We start from the raw sequence: 15,342 nt of genomic DNA, 5'->3' as shown, positions 1-15,342 counted from the left end.
ATTTGGACAAGAATTAGATGGTAAATCGGAAACCAATTCCGTGTAGGTTTTCTATAGAAATTCCCTGTTCATTTACTAAAATTTTACGCAGACGTGAAATGAAGACATCAAGGCTTCTGCCCATAAAGTAATCATCATCTCCCCAAAGCGAAGTTAAAATCTGCTCTCTTTTTAAAACGGAGTTTTTATTGTCAAGAAATAATTTCAATAATTCAGCTTCACGCTGTGTAAGGCCAATTTTTTCATTTTCATTAAAAAGAATAAAGTTTTTAGTATCAAAATGATACTTCCCAATTTTATAAATGGATTTATCTATAGAGTCATTTTTTTGTGAACGCTTTAAGAAAATTTCAATTTTTAGAAGTAATTCTTCAATGCTAAAAGGTTTTACGAGATAATCATCGGCTCCTAGTCGCAATCCTTTTATTCTGTCTTCTTTTAGTGTTTTAGCGGAAAGGAAAATGATAGGAATATCAGAGTTGTTTTTTCTTATTTCGGTAGCGAGTTCAAATCCATCTATTTTTGGCATCATAATATCCAAAATACAAATATCAAAATTACCATTATTAAAAGCTTCCAAACCCAATTGTCCATCGCAACAATGTGTTACTTCATAATTATTTTGTTCCAGATTGTCTTTGGTAAGAAACCCTAGGGTTTCATCATCTTCGGTGTAAAGAATTTTGAAAATACTCATTTTTTATATGGAATTGATATGGTTATGGTAATCCCCTTTTTGGGATTGTTAGTAGCATTGATTTTCCATTGATGCAAGTTGCAAATCTTTTTCACATAATACAAGCCTAATCCAAAGCCATTTGACTGGGTACTTTTTTCATTTGGAATTCTGTAAAATTTATCGAAAATAAAAGAAATGTTTTTGTTTGCAATTCCTATTCCGTTATCTATAAAAGCAATTTTTAATAATTGATTTTCAGTAGCTAACCGAATTATAATTTCAGGTTTGGTATCGCAATATTTTATTGCATTATCAAGAAGGTTATAAACGATGTTTGTAAAATGAAAAACATCAGCTACAATAGTATAGTTTGTAGCGTCAGATTCAATTTTTATATCAGTATCGGGATATTTTAGTTTAATGTTTTCTATTGTTTCCTCAATAGGGGGGATAATTAAGATGTTTTTTAACTCTAGTTCTAATGGGGTGTAATCTGATTTCGCAATACTTAAAATCTTCTCGATATGATTATTTAATTTGCCACTTTGGTTGATAATGATTTCAGTATATTTTTCAAGTTTCTTATCTTCTTTGATCGGATTTTGTTTAATTAAATAATTTGAAGCAATTAAAATAGAAGCCAAAGGAGTTTTGAACTCGTGTGTCATGTTATTAATAAAATCACGCTGTAACTCGGAGTATTTTTTTTGCTGTAAAAGCATGAAAATCGAGTAGATATAAATTAGTAAAATGATAATAAGCATAATCGAAAGCACAAACCAAAATCGCATTGAGCTGAATATATAAGTAGTTTCATTAGGGAAACGTACAGCGAAATAATAAACTAGATCTTTGTGTTTTGGAAAATGAACAGATTGTTTTCCTTTTGATTTTTTTGATAAAGAAATATAATCTCCATATATCATTTCATTGCTCTGGCAATTGTACATGGCGTATTCGAAATCAGTTGTAATATTCATTTTCTTGAATTCCGACTTTAAATAAAATTCCAAGATATCGGGCTCAAAATCATTTTCAATGTTTACAACATAATAGTCATTGGATATTTTTTGAATAGGGCTTTGCGCAGGTAACTCATTACTACTGCTTTCATGTAGTTTTTTTGCAACTTCAAGTAATGCAATATGTGTTTTCTGATTTAGCTTCTTTTGTTCAAGAGTAAAAGCTTCTTTGGTCCATAGTAATTGCACGACTAATATGCCGATGATTGCTATAAAACCCAGAATGATAATGCTGTTGAGTCTGTTTATTTTCACTTAAATACAATTTACAGGGTGTAATATTAATCAAAAATATCTTTAAAAACAGCGATTAACAAGTCGTTAACAAACATTTGAAATCGCTTAACAGCGTTTCATTTTTATCCGATTTACATTTGTAATGTTCAAAATGACAAACCAAATAATCATTTAAATTTTAGACTTATGAAAATTATCAGACCATTATTATTAGTATTAACTTTAGGGTTAATGTCTTTCTCAGCAGTTGCTCCAGTAGAATCAATACTAGCAAACACTGCAGCATTTGCTGGATCAATTACATGGAAATCAGAAACTATCGATGTAGGGCAAATACCACTGAATGTTCCAAAGGAAATTGATTTTGAATTTAAAAACACAGGAAAAACAGCTGTAGTTATTACAAGTGTTCAGGGTTCTTGTGGTTGTACAGCAACAAATTATACAAAAGAGCCGATTCTTCCTGGGAAATCAGCAAAGATCACAGCAACATACAATGCTGCAAGTAAAGGCGCTTTTTCTAAAACTGTTACAGTAGTAACAAGTGCAGAACCAACTCCAAAAGTACTTACATTAAAAGGAATAGTTTTATAAAAGTAGTTAGTTATAATTTCTAGACTCCAAGCAAGTTAAATTGTTTGGAGTTTTTTTTGTGCTTGTTTTATAAATTAACTAAAGTGAAAATTAATTATTTAGGCAATACATTAATACATTTATAAAAACGATTACTGTAATGATTAGAGTCTAATGCACTAATTGTTACGCTCTTTATTTTCCCAGATGAGGCATGTATGAATTTTGATTTCATGCCATTGGCTTCACAAATAATTCCAAGATGGCCTATGCTTTTTCTATCTTTATAACCATAAAAAACTAAAATATCTCCCACTTTAAAATCTTCGGGTGATTTTGCCTTGCCTATATTTTTATAAGCACCAGAACTTCGTGGTAAGTTAATATCGAAATATTGAAAAACATAATTAACGAAACCAGAACAGTCAAAACCTTTTTTTGGATTATTGCCCGCATATACATATGGTGTTCCAAGATATTGTTTAGAATAGGTAATAATAGCATCCCTATCTATTATAGATTGTATTTCTTGAATTTGATTTTTTACAATTTTTTCTTCTTTTTTTATGGTAAACGATGAAAGTAGAACTGCAACTGTAAATATATAAATGGTGAATTTCATTTTTTAAGTAGAGAAATGATTTAATTTATAAAGATATGTGGATGTTCTTTAATATCAAAGGAATATAATATGAAAGGATTGGAAAGCATTTTTGGATAGGATTGATAAAATCCTTTAAGTGAAGAAACACAAGGGAATTTATGAGTTAATTTTTACAAATAGCTATATTTATTCCTTATCTTTGAGAGACTTCGTAATAAAACAGACCGAATATAGCTGTTTTATGATTGGGGGTGATCATTAAAGGTAAGCTGAAAACTTAATAGAGTAAGCATGATTTTAAAATATATTTATGGAAAATTCTTTATTTAAAAAAGTAAAAAAAGCTATTGATTATTGGTATATCCCATTACTAGTGGGAATACTTTTTGTTGGAATTGGAATTTGGTCTTTTATAACACCATTAGCAGCATATTTAACTCTTGCGTTTGTTTTTAGTATTTCCTTTCTGGGGAGTGGAATTTTTGAAGTTATTTTTGCACTTTCAAACAGAAAAAAAATTGATAATTGGGGCTGGACATTAGCTTCAGGAATTTTAGGATTAGTTGTAGGGATATTGTTAATTTCTAATCCGTTAATTTCGATTACAATACTTCCGTTATATATAGGATTTGTGATTTTATTCCGTTCTATCATGGCAATAGTTATTGCTTTTGATTTAAAGAGTTATAGAGTACCAGATTGGGCGAATCTTTTGGTTTTAGGTATTCTTGGAATTATATTTTCATTCATATTATTATGGAACCCTATTTTCGCAGGACTTTCGTTGGTGTATTGGACTGCTTTTGCTTTTATTGCAATTGGAGCTTTCTATATTTACTTTTCTTTCAAGCTGAAAAAAATACATGATATTTCTGAGAAGTTGCATGAATAATTAAATAAGATAATTTTATAAAGATTGTTTTTTGGATATTCAAAATCATAAAACGATAAATCGGAAGTATTTCAATTAGTATAAATTAATTGTATAATACTTTCGATTTCTTATTTTTACAGAAGTAGAATTTATGTACTGATTATGTTTAGATTCTTAAAATTTCAATCTTTAAATTAATAAAATGAAATATAACAGATGCGGAAAAAGCGGATTATTATTACCGCAGATATCTTTAGGATTATGGCATAATTTCGGTTCGGTAGATAATTTTGAAAACGGTGAAAGTATTATTAAAGAAGCTTTTAATAAAGGAATAACACATTTTGATTTGGCTAATAATTATGGACCAGTTCCAGGTTCTGCTGAAGAAAATTTCGGGAAGATACTGTGGCACAATTTTCAAGGAAATCTACGCGATCAAATTGTAGTTTCTACTAAGGCAGGTTATACCATGTGGGAAGGGCCTTATGGTGATTGGGGTTCTCGAAAATACTTATTGTCAAGTTTGGATCAGAGTTTAAAACGGATGAAACTAGACTATGTAGATATTTTTTACTCTCATCGTTTTGATCCCGAAACACCTTTGGAAGAAACAATGATGGCTTTGGATTACGCTGTACGAAGCGGAAAAGCTTTATATGCAGGAATATCTAATTATAATGCAGAACAAACCAGAGAAGCCACTGCAATTTTAAAACAATTAGGGACACCATGTTTAATACATCAGGTTAAATATTCGATGTTTGTTCGCGAAGCCGAAGCAGGTTTATTAGATGTTCTCGAAGAAAAAGGAGTAGGCTGTATTGCATTTTCACCTTTGGCACAAGGACTATTGACTGATAAATATTTAAAAGGGATTCCAGAGAACTCCAGAGCTTCAAATCCAAACGGGCATTTGCAGTTAGAAGAAGTGTCAGAACAAAAAGTACAAAAGATAATTGCTTTGAATGAAATTGCTCAAAGGAGAAATCAGTCTTTGGCACAAATGGCATTGGCTTGGTTATTAAAAGACAATCGAATTACATCAGTTCTAATTGGTGCAAGTTCAGTAGGGCAGTTAAATAATAATATAGATAGTTTGCAAAATCTTGATTTTTCGCAAGAGGAATTAAAAATGATTGAAGCTATTTTGGGATAGGGGTAATGTAGAAATGCATTGTTATTTATTCCTAAAAAAGGTAGTTTTTTATAAGAGAAATTAAAAAACAAAAATCCCAATCTAAAAAATTAGATTGGGATTTTTTATTGCTTTTGACTTAAGCTAAGTAAAATTATTTCTTTTTTGTAGGCTTTGCAGGTACATCAAAAATACCAGGGATTGCTGTCAACTCAGCAATTTTTACAATAACATCAGTTGCTTTTTGCATACTTTCTACAGGAACATACTCGTATTTTCCATGAAAGTTATGACCACCAGCAAAAATGTTTGGGCAAGGCAATCCTTTGTATGATAATTGAGAGCCATCAGTTCCACCTCTAATAGGTTTTATTAATGGTTTTATGTTTAATTCTTTCATTGCTTTCTCTGCAATATCAACAATATGTTTTACAGGTAAAACCTTTTCTTTCATATTGTAATATTGGTCATTTATTTCGGTAATAACGATTGGTTCTCCGAATTTTTTAGCAAACTTATGGTTGATTTTTTTAGTAATTCTCTCAATCAATTTTTTACGTCTTTCGAATCTTTTTGCGCTATGATCTCTAATAATAAGTTCAAGAACAGTTTCTTCGATAGTTCCGGTTATATGATGTACGTGAAAAAAACCTTCGTATCCTTTAGTTTCTTGAGGAGTCTCTCCTTTAGGTAGTTCGTTAATAAACTCATTAGCAATAAGCAACGAGTTAATCATTTTTCCTTTGGCATAACCAGGATGAACACTTTTCCCTTTAAAAGTAATTTTGGCACCAGCAGCATTAAAGTTCTCATATTCAAGTTCTCCAATCTGACTTCCGTCCATGGTATAAGCCCATTCAGCGCCAAACTTCTCTACGTCAAAATGATGTGCACCACGACCAATTTCTTCATCAGGAGTAAAACCAACTCTAATTTTACCATGTTTAATATCTGGATTTTTAATTAAGAATTCCATTGCAGATACAATTTCTGTAATTCCAGCTTTATCGTCAGCACCCAATAATGTAGTTCCGTCGGTTGTAATTAAAGTTTGTCCTTTATATTGTAATAAATCTTTGAAGTAACTTGGAGATAAAATAATATTTTGCTCAGCATTCAATATAATGTCTTTACCGTCATAATTAGGAATGATTTGTGGTTTTACATTAGCTCCTGAAAAATCTGGTGAAGTATCAAAATGGGAAATAAAGCCAATTGTTGGAACAGCATGTTCTACATTACTTGGTAAAGTAGCCATGATGTAAGCTTTGTCATCTATAGTAACATCATGCATACCGATGCTTTTTAGTTCTTCGGCTAGTTTATTAGCAAGGTCCCATTGTTTAGCAGTACTTGGAGTAGTTTGTGAATTTGGATCAGACTCTGTATCAATTGTTACATAACTAATAAATCGATCTATAATATGTTGCATTTTTTTATTTTTTTAGCAAATATAGGCAATTTTTTTAGCTGTCTTATTTTAGACTAAAAACATCCTAATACAGACAAAAAAGGATTCTATGCTGTGATAGGATCCTTTTCGTATTATTTATTTTTTTAAATGCTTTTTACACATCTAAAGCCTAGATGGTTTGCAGGAGAGCGCACTTCTCCCTTTCCTCTGGTGCCTACCATGTAACGTGTACAATATTGATCGGTACATAAAAAGGAACCGCCGCGTTGTACTTTTTTATGGAGGCCAGGTTCAGATGGGTCATTACTCACCTCGGGACCGTGTGGGTTTTTGGTAGCTTTACCACTTTCGGCTAATGCTTTGTAATAGTCAACGTCATACCAATCATTCACCCATTCCCAAACATTTCCAGCCATATCGTATAATCCATAGGCATTCGGTGCGTATTGTGCTGTTGGAGCAATTCCTTTAAATCCGTCTTCTCCAGTGTCGCCATCCTTAATAGGGAACTGACCTTGATATATGTTGGCCTGAAATTTCCCTTTAGGTTTTAAAGTATTTCCCCATGCATATAATTCTCCAGTTTTACCACCTCTAGCTGCAAATTCCCATTCAGCTTCACTAGGAAGTCTTTTTCCTGCCCATTTTGCATAAGCGGCTGCATCTTCATAGGCAACTTGTACTACTGGATATTTTTCTTTACCTTTTATAGTACTATTGGGGCCTTCGGGATGTCTCCAATCAGTTCCGCCAATGTAAGACCACCATTGTAAAAAGCTATCTAGATTTACAGATGTAGAAGTTGGTGTAAATACTGCGGAACCTGCTATTAAATTCTCTTCGGCAACTGTAGGGAATTCTTCTTTGGTGGGTTTTTGTTCTGCGACAGTAATGTATCCAGTTGCTTTTACAAACTGCTCAAATTGTTCATTGGTTACTTCGGTTTCATCCATCCAATAGCCATCTACATATACGCGATGTATTGGAGCAGCATCTTTGGTAACACCTTTTATACTGCATAAACTTTCGTCAGCAATATTGCTTCCCATCGAAAATTCTCCTCCGGGAATCCAAACCATACCTTTTGGAGCTTTAGACGGAGCTGCTTTTTTATTAATGATTGTGGGTTCAAATTTAGATTCAGACGAGGCTATTTGAATTTCATTGCAATCTAGCGTTGAATTTTCTTTAGTTGGTTTTATAAAATTTGCGTAGCCAAAGCTTATGAATAAAATACCTGCGGCTATCATTCCAAATAACCAAAATCCATTTTCTTTTTTCATTAGTTCTATAGAATTTGTATAGTTTGTTTCAGGAAATAAAAGTACAACAAAAAACTTAAAAGGAATTAAATTAACAAGCAGTTTTTTTGCATAAATTGGGTTCATTTAAGCATATTATAATTAAATTTGCAACCACAAAAACAACAACACACTTATGTACAAATTGCTTATTCGCCCGATACTTTTTAGGTATGACCCAGAGGAAGTTCATTATTTTACTTTTTCATTTGTTAGATTTATTTCAAAAATACCAGGAGTTTCTTCGATTATAAAAGCAATTTATAAAGTAAATGATCCTCGTTTAGAACGAGAAGTTTTTGGAATAAAATTTAGTAATCCAGTTGGACTTGCTGCAGGATTTGACAAAGATGCCAAATTATATAAAGAACTTTCAGATTTTGGTTTCGGATTTATAGAAATAGGAACTGTAACACCAGTAGGACAAGAAGGAAATCCTAAAAAGAGATTGTTTCGTTTAAAAGAAGATCAGGCGATTATTAACCGAATGGGATTCAATAATGGTGGTGTTATCGAAGCTATAGAGCGCTTAAAACAAAATAAAGGTGTTTTAATTGGAGGGAATATTGGTAAAAACAAAATTACTCCAAATGAAAATGCAGTCGATGATTACATCATTTGTTTTGATGCATTATTTAATCATGTTGATTATTTTGTAGTGAATGTAAGTTCTCCTAACACGCCAAATTTAAGAGCGTTACAAGATAAAGAGCCATTGACACAATTATTGCAAACGTTACAAAATAAAAATCTAACGCACGAAAAGCCAAAACCGATTTTATTAAAAATTGCTCCAGATTTAACCGACGAGCAATTATTAGATATTATCGATATTATTAAAACTACACAAATTGCAGGTGTAATTGCAACCAATACTACAATTTCTAGAGAAGGATTGCAGTCAGTAAATAAAGAAGAAATGGGTGGTTTATCAGGGAAACCATTAACCCAAAGATCGACTGAAGTAATTCGTTTTCTTTCCGAAAAAAGTAACAAAGCATTCCCTATTATAGGAGTTGGAGGAATTCATACGGCCCAAGATGCTATCGAAAAACTAAATGCAGGAGCAAGTTTGATTCAGCTATATACAGGTTTTATTTATGAAGGGCCAGCTTTGATAAAAGCTATCAATAAAGAAGTTTTAAAAGGTTTGTAATAACATAACTTGAGCAATCAGGCCAGTAAGTAATGCGATTCCAAAACTTAAAAGAGTTCCTATAAGTACGTATTCAGTTAGTTTACGATCTTTAGCTTCTTTTAAATCACCAAATCTAAAAATAGATTTTGCAGCCAATAGAAAACCTATGGCTTCAAAATGTCCAGTGATTATAAAACAAAAAACAAATAAACGTTCTAGTATGCCAATGTAATTTCCTGCATTGGCAAGAGAATTGTCAGTTCTGTTATTATTTTCGGGAGTCCAAACTGAGATGAGGTTTTTGATACAAATAGAAGTAGGTTTGGTTAAAAACAAAAAACCGGTTACTATAATCCAGAACTGACTATTAAACCAAAGTAAGTCTATTTTTTGATGATTGTATAAAAAAGCAATGGCTATCAAAACTATAAAATGAGCAATTTGGTCACCAATAAACCAGGCTCTTTTGGTAGTGTCTTTTTGAAAATGAAGTTTTAAAAAATCAATAAAACCATGCGTAATAGCTAATAAAAGCGCATACCATCCAAAAGATAATTCACCAATTAGAATCCAAGTTATAATGCCATGTAAGCTTGCATGTATATACAAGTAAATGCTTTTTTGTTTCTTGATTTCTTTATCAGCAACCCAAGAATTAGGTTGAAAAATAAAGTCGCCGAGTAAGTGTGCCAAAAATAATTTTACAAATAGTATCATAAAGCAAGTTCTTTTATTTGCGACCTAAAATAACGGTCTAAATCCATCATTAAATCAAATTGTGCACGTTTTTGTCTTCTACTTACAGCGGCTTGGTTAATTCCTAGTTTTAATCCAATTTCTTCCTGTGATAAAGTGGGATTCTGTATTGCAATTACTATAAATTCTGCAGCTGGAACCAGCCAATTATCCATAAAAGTTAAACTTAAGCGTAACATTAAATTGAGTTTTGTATCAAAATCTATATTTCCTGATTTTAAAGCCAAGGTAGTTTTTTGCTTTTTTAAAGTTTCGAAAAGTTCCCCAGAATTTATAAAAGAAGTTCCGTTACTCTCAGATATTTTTTTTGCTTTATGTGTTTTATCTCCAAAACCGATGCTCATCCTTGCATCGAGTTTTATAGATCGTAAATAGGCTTTTATTAATAAAGTAGTTAATAAAACATCTTCAGGATTTTTAATTTCTATCTGGAATTCATCACCACGGTAAATTTCCCATTCACTTGGATTTTTACCAAATTGACCAAATAATTTTTTTAAACCATCAATCCAATCTTTGGATTTTAGTTGTCTAGAACCTATAATGTCTCCTGTGATTATACTTATCATATCCAAATATAATTAAAAATTAAATAGCTTTTTTGTTTCAATTTGTTCCGCTTCTTTAGTTTGTCTATTGTAAAATGCGTCCTTCGACTTCACTCAAGAAGATGTATCTTGATTGTTTTTGTTATACTTTCTGTAGTGTCAGGCTGAGCTGAGTCGAAGCCTTTTACATTCAGTATAGGTTGTTGATATAATGATTCTTCGACTCCGCTCAGGGAGATAATAGTATTACAAATATAAGTAATATTATTTTTTATTACGTTTTTAGGTAATATTTTCAATTATTACGATTATGTGTAATAAAATAAACAAAGCGATATTTTTTATTTGTATAAAAAAGAGAGTAACTTAGCATTTAGAAACAGAACTGCTTTGAGTAAAGAAATTAAGATTATCGAATGTCCGCGAGATGCCATGCAAGGCATTAAAACATTTATTCCTACTAAGAATAAGGTTTCTTATATCCAGTCTTTATTGCGAGTAGGATTTGATACTATTGATTTTGGGAGTTTTGTCTCTCCGAAAGCAATACCTCAAATGCAAGATACTGCTGCCGTTTTAGCGCAACTAGATTTGTCGCAAACAACCAGTAAATTACTGGCGATTATAGCAAATACACAAGGTGCAGAAATAGCTTCAGAGCATAAGGAGATTCAATATTTAGGCTTTCCTTTTTCGATTTCAGAGAATTTTCAAATGCGGAATACGCATAAAACAATAGCTGAGTCGATAATTACACTTCAGGAAATATTAGAAATAGCGGATAAAAGGAATAAAGAAGTTATAACTTATCTTTCGATGGGATTTGGAAATCCATATGGTGATCCTTGGAACGTGGAGATAGTTGGAGAATGGACAGAAAAGCTCTCTAAAATGGGAGTGAAGATACTCTCACTTTCAGATACAGTAGGTAGTTCAACGCCAGATATTATAACTTATCTGTTTTCGAATTTAATTGCACAATATCCTAAAATTGAGTTTGGTGCGCACTTACATACGACACCTAGTACTTGGTTTGAGAAAATTGATGCCGCTTTTCATGCTGGTTGCCACCGTTTTGATGGAGCAATTCAAGGTTTTGGAGGCTGTCCGATGGCAACAGATAAGTTAACAGGGAATATGCCAACAGAAAAAATGGTATCATACTTTACAGCACAAAAACAAAATACCAATATAAGAGCAATGAGTTTTGAAAGCGCTTATAATGAAGCTTCAAAGCTGTTTGGTGCTTATCATTAAAGAATCATTAATTTTTTTACAAAGAAGTAATAAGTGAGAATTAAAATCCGTTGTTAGCATAGTATTAAACTAAAATAATTTTGCAATGAAACCATATCTCCATAATATGTTTCTTAGGTTAATAATCGTTGCGGTATTGTTTTGTTCGTGCGCGAGTGATTTAGATTTTGATCAGACTAAAGATCTTACATTAGAACCTGTTATTGTTGCCAATTTAACTTATTTTGATGTTAAAGCAAGTGCATTTGTTGATAATGGAACAGAGCAAAATGTTTTTTTTGACGCAAAGGATTTTGATGTATTTAGAGATAGTTTTTTTAGAGATAACTTAAAGAAAGCGGAGTTCAATTTTGAAATTGAAAATACAATATCTCGAGCTTATATTGTTGGCATGGTTTTTTTAGATGAAAATAATCAAGTCATGCATGATACAGAAATAAATGTTCCGGCATATGTAAACACGCCAAATAGTGTAAAGCATACTGATGTTTTCGAAAATCAAACACTAGATTTATTAAAAAAGGCGGTCAAGCTAGAAATAAGAATCACTATGCTTGCGGGAACACCATTAACAGCAGATAGTTCAGGGAATTTAAAGTTACGTTCAGGAGCAACCCTTTACTTCGAGATAAAATGAGAAAAATTTATTTGATTTTGTTGTTAGCGGTAAGTGTTTCTGGATTAACACAGAACAAGCAAGTCTTGTATAACTTTACTTCTGTTCCGCAATCATTGCTTGTAAACCCGGGTACGGATATTTCGTATAAATATTATTTTGGAATACCGTTATTATCGGGTATCTCGGCAAATGTAGGTTCAAGTAGTTTTTCTGCATATGATTTGTTTGCGAATAATGGAGTCGATTTTAATACTAAATTGAGAAATGCAGTAAATAAAGCATCTAAAAATGATGTGGTTTCGGTTAATGAGCAAATTGAATTGTTCTCGGGGGGATTTAAACTCGGGGGGCGTGAAAATAAAGGATATATTTCGTTTGGAGTGTATCAAGAAGCTGATTTCTTTATGTATGTGCCCAAAGATTTAGCATTGTTGGCATTAGATGGAAATCAAAAATACATAGGAAAATCATTCGATTTAAGTCAATTAAGTGTCAAGGCCGAAGTGCTTTCTGTTTTTCACATAGGTTATCATAAAAAGGTAAGCGATAAGCTGGTTTTAGGAGGGAGAGCAAAATTATATTCAAGCGGATTAAATGCAACTTCTACCAAAAATTCAGGATATATCTATACAGGAATGTCGAACACAACAATGTATAATCAAATAATTTCTTCTAATCTGGAATTAAAATCTTCAGGAATTGCCGAATATCTCGAAGACGATTATAATGGGAGCATCGCTTCAGATATTGCCCATAAAACTTTTTTGGGTGGGAATTATGGAGTTGGCTTTGATGCAGGAATAACCTATTATCCTAAAAAGAATATTCAGTTTACAGCAAGTGTTATCGATGTTGGTTTTATTCGTCATAGTAAAGAAGTGGAAAATCTTACTTATAAAGGTTATTATCAATATGAAGGTGTAAACCCGAATTTTACCAATCCTAATAAGCCAGAAAATGTATTTGATGAATTTGAAGCAGCAATTCCAAGAGATACACTTTATAATAAATATACCACTTGGCGTCCTGTTAAATTTAATTCATCAATTCAATATTCTTTTGGGGAATCCAGATTAGATGAAGAATGCAATTGCAAGACACATAATAAAACTGAATATCTCAATGGAGTTGGGGTACAATTATTTGTAATGTCTACGCCTAGAACGCCACTGACAGCTTTAACGGCCTTTTATAGGCGTACACTTTTGCAAAACCTGCAAGTAAAAGCAACTTATACGGTCGATTCTTATTCTTCTAAAAATATAGGTTTTGGGTTTTCAACAACACTTGGAAAGTTTAATTTGTATGCTATGCTTGATAATATTTTGGAATACAAGGATATTACAAAAGCCAATAGTGCAACATTCCAATTCGGTTTAAATTTTATTTTTAAAGAAAATTCGGAAGAGAATTAAGTTATTTTTTATTAGAAGCTAATCCAGCTATTCATTATAATCTTTATTGTTTTAAAGAAAAACAATAAAGGATTTCCATTGCTATCTAGGCTAGAAGAGTAGTGGTTTTAAGATTTTTTTTAATAGAAATTAACGGGTATAATTTGTGATTACTAAAATTTATGAATAGTATAATGTAAAAGTTTTCAATTTATTTACTATATTTGCACGCAATTCAACTAGAAATTGCACCATGAAAGCACACAACTCCAAGATTATCGGCGAAGGTTTAACTTACGACGATGTATTATTAGTACCTAACTACTCGAATGTGCTTCCTCGCGAAGTGAGTATCAAATCAAAATTTTCTCGAAATATAACATTAAATGTTCCAATTGTATCTGCAGCTATGGATACCGTTACCGAAAGTGCAATGGCAATTGCTATGGCGCAAGAAGGAGGAATAGGTGTTTTGCATAAAAACATGACTATCGAGCAGCAAGCAGCCAAAGTACGTAAAGTAAAACGTGCTGAATCTGGAATGATAATCGATCCGGTTACTTTGCCATTAACTTCTACAATAGCCGATGCTAAAATGGCGATGAAAGAATTCGGAATTGGTGGAATTCCAATTGTTGACGAAAACAGAATTCTAAAAGGAATTGTTACTAATCGTGACTTACGTTTCGAAAAAAATGGAACAAGACCAATTGTTGAGGTTATGACAAGTCAAAACTTAGTAACTGTAGCAGAAGGAACTTCATTAGAACAAGCCGAAGTAGTTTTACAAGGGCATAAAATAGAAAAATTACCAGTTGTTAATGCAAACTATGAACTAGTTGGATTAATTACTTTTAGAGATATTACAAAGCTTACACAAAAACCAATTGCTAATAAAGATGTTTACGGACGTTTGCGCGTTGCAGCTGCAATCGGAGTTACGGGTGATGCAGTACAAAGAGCTGAAGCGCTTGTAAATGCGGGTGTAGATGCAATTATTATTGATACAGCTCACGGTCATACCGAAGGTGTTGTAAATACATTAAAAGAAGTAAAAAGCAAATTCCCAGGAATAGATGTTATCGTAGGTAATATCGCAACTCCAGAAGCGGCTAAATATTTAGTTGAAAATGGTGCCGATGGGGTAAAAGTAGGTATCGGACCAGGTTCAATCTGTACAACTCGTATTGTTGCAGGAGTTGGTTTCCCTCAATTCTCAGCAGTGTTAGAAGTAGCTGCAGCAATAAAAGGAACTGGTGTACCAGTAATTGCCGATGGAGGAATACGTTATACAGGAGATATTCCTAAGGCTATCGCTGCAGGAGCTGACTGTGTAATGTTAGGGTCATTATTAGCAGGAACAAAAGAATCTCCAGGAGAAACTATCATCTTTGAAGGAAGAAAATTCAAATCTTACCGCGGAATGGGTTCAGTAGAAGCTATGGAAGGTGGATCAAAAGATCGTTATTTTCAAGATGTTGAAGATGACGTTAAGAAATTAGTTCCAGAAGGAATTGTAGGTCGTGTTCCTTATAAAGGAGAATTAAACGAAAGTATGTTACAATTCATTGGAGGACTTCGTGCAGGAATGGGATATTGTGGTTCAAAAGATATTCCTACTTTGCAAGAGTCAGGACGTTTTGTTAGAATCACGTCAAGCGGAATTACAGAGAGTCACCCTCATAACGTAACAATTACAAAAGAAGCTCCAAATTATTCAAGATAATCTAGAGGGTTCTATATAAAACAAAAGGCATAAGATTTAGTTTCTTATGCCTTTTTTATGTT

Annotated in this window: 15 protein-coding genes; 8 read left to right on the top strand and 7 right to left on the bottom strand. The window is 32.4% G+C overall.

The window, feature by feature from the left end:
- Positions 1-13 precede the first annotated feature (13 nt).
- Positions 14-697: a response regulator transcription factor gene (locus OIU80_RS01340; RefSeq protein ID WP_264285314.1), complete on the bottom strand. Its 684-nt coding sequence runs from the start codon at positions 695-697 to the stop codon at positions 14-16.
- Positions 694-1,956, bottom strand: coding sequence for a sensor histidine kinase (locus OIU80_RS01335; RefSeq protein ID WP_264285313.1), 1,263 nt, complete (start codon positions 1,954-1,956; stop codon positions 694-696). Before OIU80_RS01335 ends, OIU80_RS01340 begins: the two co-directional genes overlap by 4 nt.
- Before the next feature lie 168 nt (positions 1,957-2,124).
- On the opposite strand from OIU80_RS01335, the gene OIU80_RS01330 reads away from it, so the two are divergent.
- Complete coding sequence (locus tag OIU80_RS01330; RefSeq protein ID WP_264285312.1) at positions 2,125-2,532, top strand: DUF1573 domain-containing protein; 408 nt, start codon at positions 2,125-2,127, stop codon at positions 2,530-2,532.
- Between the two features lie 94 nt (positions 2,533-2,626).
- Here OIU80_RS01330 and OIU80_RS01325 read toward each other — a convergent pair whose 3' ends face one another.
- A complete protein-coding gene (locus OIU80_RS01325; protein WP_264285311.1) occupies positions 2,627-3,133 on the bottom strand; it encodes a C40 family peptidase in 507 nt (168 codons plus the stop codon).
- 292 nt (positions 3,134-3,425) lie between these two features.
- Here OIU80_RS01325 and OIU80_RS01320 point away from each other — a divergent pair, with 292 nt between their 5' ends.
- Together OIU80_RS01320 and OIU80_RS01315 are read left to right on the top strand one after the other, a co-directional pair.
- Entirely contained in the window at positions 3,426-4,007 is a 582-nt protein-coding gene (locus tag OIU80_RS01320; RefSeq protein ID WP_264285310.1) for an HdeD family acid-resistance protein, read from the top strand.
- A gap of 184 nt (positions 4,008-4,191) precedes the next feature.
- A complete protein-coding gene (locus OIU80_RS01315; protein WP_264285309.1) occupies positions 4,192-5,148 on the top strand; it encodes an aldo/keto reductase in 957 nt (318 codons plus the stop codon).
- A 133-nt stretch (positions 5,149-5,281) separates the two neighbouring features.
- Here OIU80_RS01315 and pepT read toward each other — a convergent pair whose 3' ends face one another.
- Complete coding sequence (gene pepT, locus OIU80_RS01310) at positions 5,282-6,559, bottom strand: peptidase T (RefSeq protein WP_264285308.1); 1,278 nt, start codon at positions 6,557-6,559, stop codon at positions 5,282-5,284.
- Positions 6,560-6,684: 125 nt separating this feature from the next.
- Positions 6,685-7,929 (bottom strand): formylglycine-generating enzyme family protein, encoded by a 1,245-nt coding sequence (locus OIU80_RS01305; protein ID WP_264285307.1) that lies wholly within the window; start codon positions 7,927-7,929, stop codon positions 6,685-6,687.
- Between the two features lie 49 nt (positions 7,930-7,978).
- Between OIU80_RS01305 and OIU80_RS01300 the strand changes: the two genes are divergently transcribed.
- Positions 7,979-8,998: a quinone-dependent dihydroorotate dehydrogenase gene (locus OIU80_RS01300; protein ID WP_264285306.1), complete on the top strand. Its 1,020-nt coding sequence runs from the start codon at positions 7,979-7,981 to the stop codon at positions 8,996-8,998.
- Here OIU80_RS01300 and OIU80_RS01295 read toward each other — a convergent pair.
- A complete protein-coding gene (locus tag OIU80_RS01295; protein WP_264285305.1) occupies positions 8,984-9,697 on the bottom strand; it encodes a DUF3307 domain-containing protein in 714 nt (237 codons plus the stop codon). The genes OIU80_RS01300 and OIU80_RS01295 overlap by 15 nt on opposite strands.
- Positions 9,694-10,305 (bottom strand): RNA polymerase sigma factor sigma-70 region 4 domain-containing protein, encoded by a 612-nt coding sequence (locus OIU80_RS01290; protein ID WP_264285304.1) that lies wholly within the window; start codon positions 10,303-10,305, stop codon positions 9,694-9,696. The genes OIU80_RS01295 and OIU80_RS01290 overlap by 4 nt, the downstream gene beginning before the upstream one ends.
- Positions 10,306-10,674: 369 nt before the next feature.
- On the opposite strand from OIU80_RS01290, the gene OIU80_RS01285 reads away from it, so the two are divergent.
- The 4 genes from OIU80_RS01285 to guaB all read left to right on the top strand — a co-directional run bounded on the left by OIU80_RS01285 (position 10,675) and on the right by guaB (position 15,280).
- Positions 10,675-11,541 carry a hydroxymethylglutaryl-CoA lyase gene (locus OIU80_RS01285; protein ID WP_264285513.1) on the top strand — a complete coding sequence of 289 codons (867 nt, stop codon included), beginning with the start codon at positions 10,675-10,677 and terminating at the stop codon, positions 11,539-11,541.
- Positions 11,542-11,626: 85 nt separating this feature from the next.
- Entirely contained in the window at positions 11,627-12,178 is a 552-nt protein-coding gene (locus OIU80_RS01280) for a hypothetical protein (RefSeq protein ID WP_264285303.1), read from the top strand.
- Complete coding sequence (locus OIU80_RS01275; protein ID WP_264285302.1) at positions 12,175-13,575, top strand: DUF5723 family protein; 1,401 nt, start codon at positions 12,175-12,177, stop codon at positions 13,573-13,575. Before OIU80_RS01280 ends, OIU80_RS01275 begins: the two co-directional genes overlap by 4 nt.
- 232 nt (positions 13,576-13,807) lie before the next feature.
- Entirely contained in the window at positions 13,808-15,280 is a 1,473-nt protein-coding gene (gene guaB, locus OIU80_RS01270) for an IMP dehydrogenase (RefSeq protein ID WP_264285301.1), read from the top strand.
- Positions 15,281-15,342: the final 62 nt, after the last annotated feature.

This window comes from Flavobacterium frigoritolerans (assembly GCF_025847275.1).
Lineage (GTDB): Bacteria > Bacteroidota > Bacteroidia > Flavobacteriales > Flavobacteriaceae > Flavobacterium > Flavobacterium frigoritolerans.
Note: the sequence above shows the minus strand (reverse complement) of the source record. Positions and strands in the feature narration are given on the sequence as shown.

Bases quoted from the DNA above. Each gene is read 5' to 3' on its own strand.
- OIU80_RS01320 (WP_264285310.1), top strand. From the start codon at position 3,426: ATGGAAAATTCTTTATTTAAAAAAGTAAAAAAAGCTATTGATTATTGG.
- guaB (WP_264285301.1), top strand. From the start codon at position 13,808: ATGAAAGCACACAACTCCAAGATTATCGGCGAAGGTTTAACTTACGAC.
- OIU80_RS01300 (WP_264285306.1), top strand. From the start codon at position 7,979: ATGTACAAATTGCTTATTCGCCCGATACTTTTTAGGTATGACCCAGAG.
- pepT (WP_264285308.1), bottom strand. From the start codon at position 6,559: ATGCAACATATTATAGATCGATTTATTAGTTATGTAACAATTGATACA.
- OIU80_RS01315 (WP_264285309.1), top strand. From the start codon at position 4,192: ATGAAATATAACAGATGCGGAAAAAGCGGATTATTATTACCGCAGATA.
- OIU80_RS01330 (WP_264285312.1), top strand. From the start codon at position 2,125: ATGAAAATTATCAGACCATTATTATTAGTATTAACTTTAGGGTTAATG.
- OIU80_RS01280 (WP_264285303.1), top strand. From the start codon at position 11,627: ATGAAACCATATCTCCATAATATGTTTCTTAGGTTAATAATCGTTGCG.
- OIU80_RS01340 (WP_264285314.1), bottom strand. From the start codon at position 697: ATGAGTATTTTCAAAATTCTTTACACCGAAGATGATGAAACCCTAGGG.
- OIU80_RS01305 (WP_264285307.1), bottom strand. From the start codon at position 7,929: ATGAACCCAATTTATGCAAAAAAACTGCTTGTTAATTTAATTCCTTTT.
- OIU80_RS01295 (WP_264285305.1), bottom strand. From the start codon at position 9,697: ATGATACTATTTGTAAAATTATTTTTGGCACACTTACTCGGCGACTTT.
- OIU80_RS01290 (WP_264285304.1), bottom strand. From the start codon at position 10,305: ATGATAAGTATAATCACAGGAGACATTATAGGTTCTAGACAACTAAAA.
- OIU80_RS01275 (WP_264285302.1), top strand. From the start codon at position 12,175: ATGAGAAAAATTTATTTGATTTTGTTGTTAGCGGTAAGTGTTTCTGGA.
- OIU80_RS01325 (WP_264285311.1), bottom strand. From the start codon at position 3,133: ATGAAATTCACCATTTATATATTTACAGTTGCAGTTCTACTTTCATCG.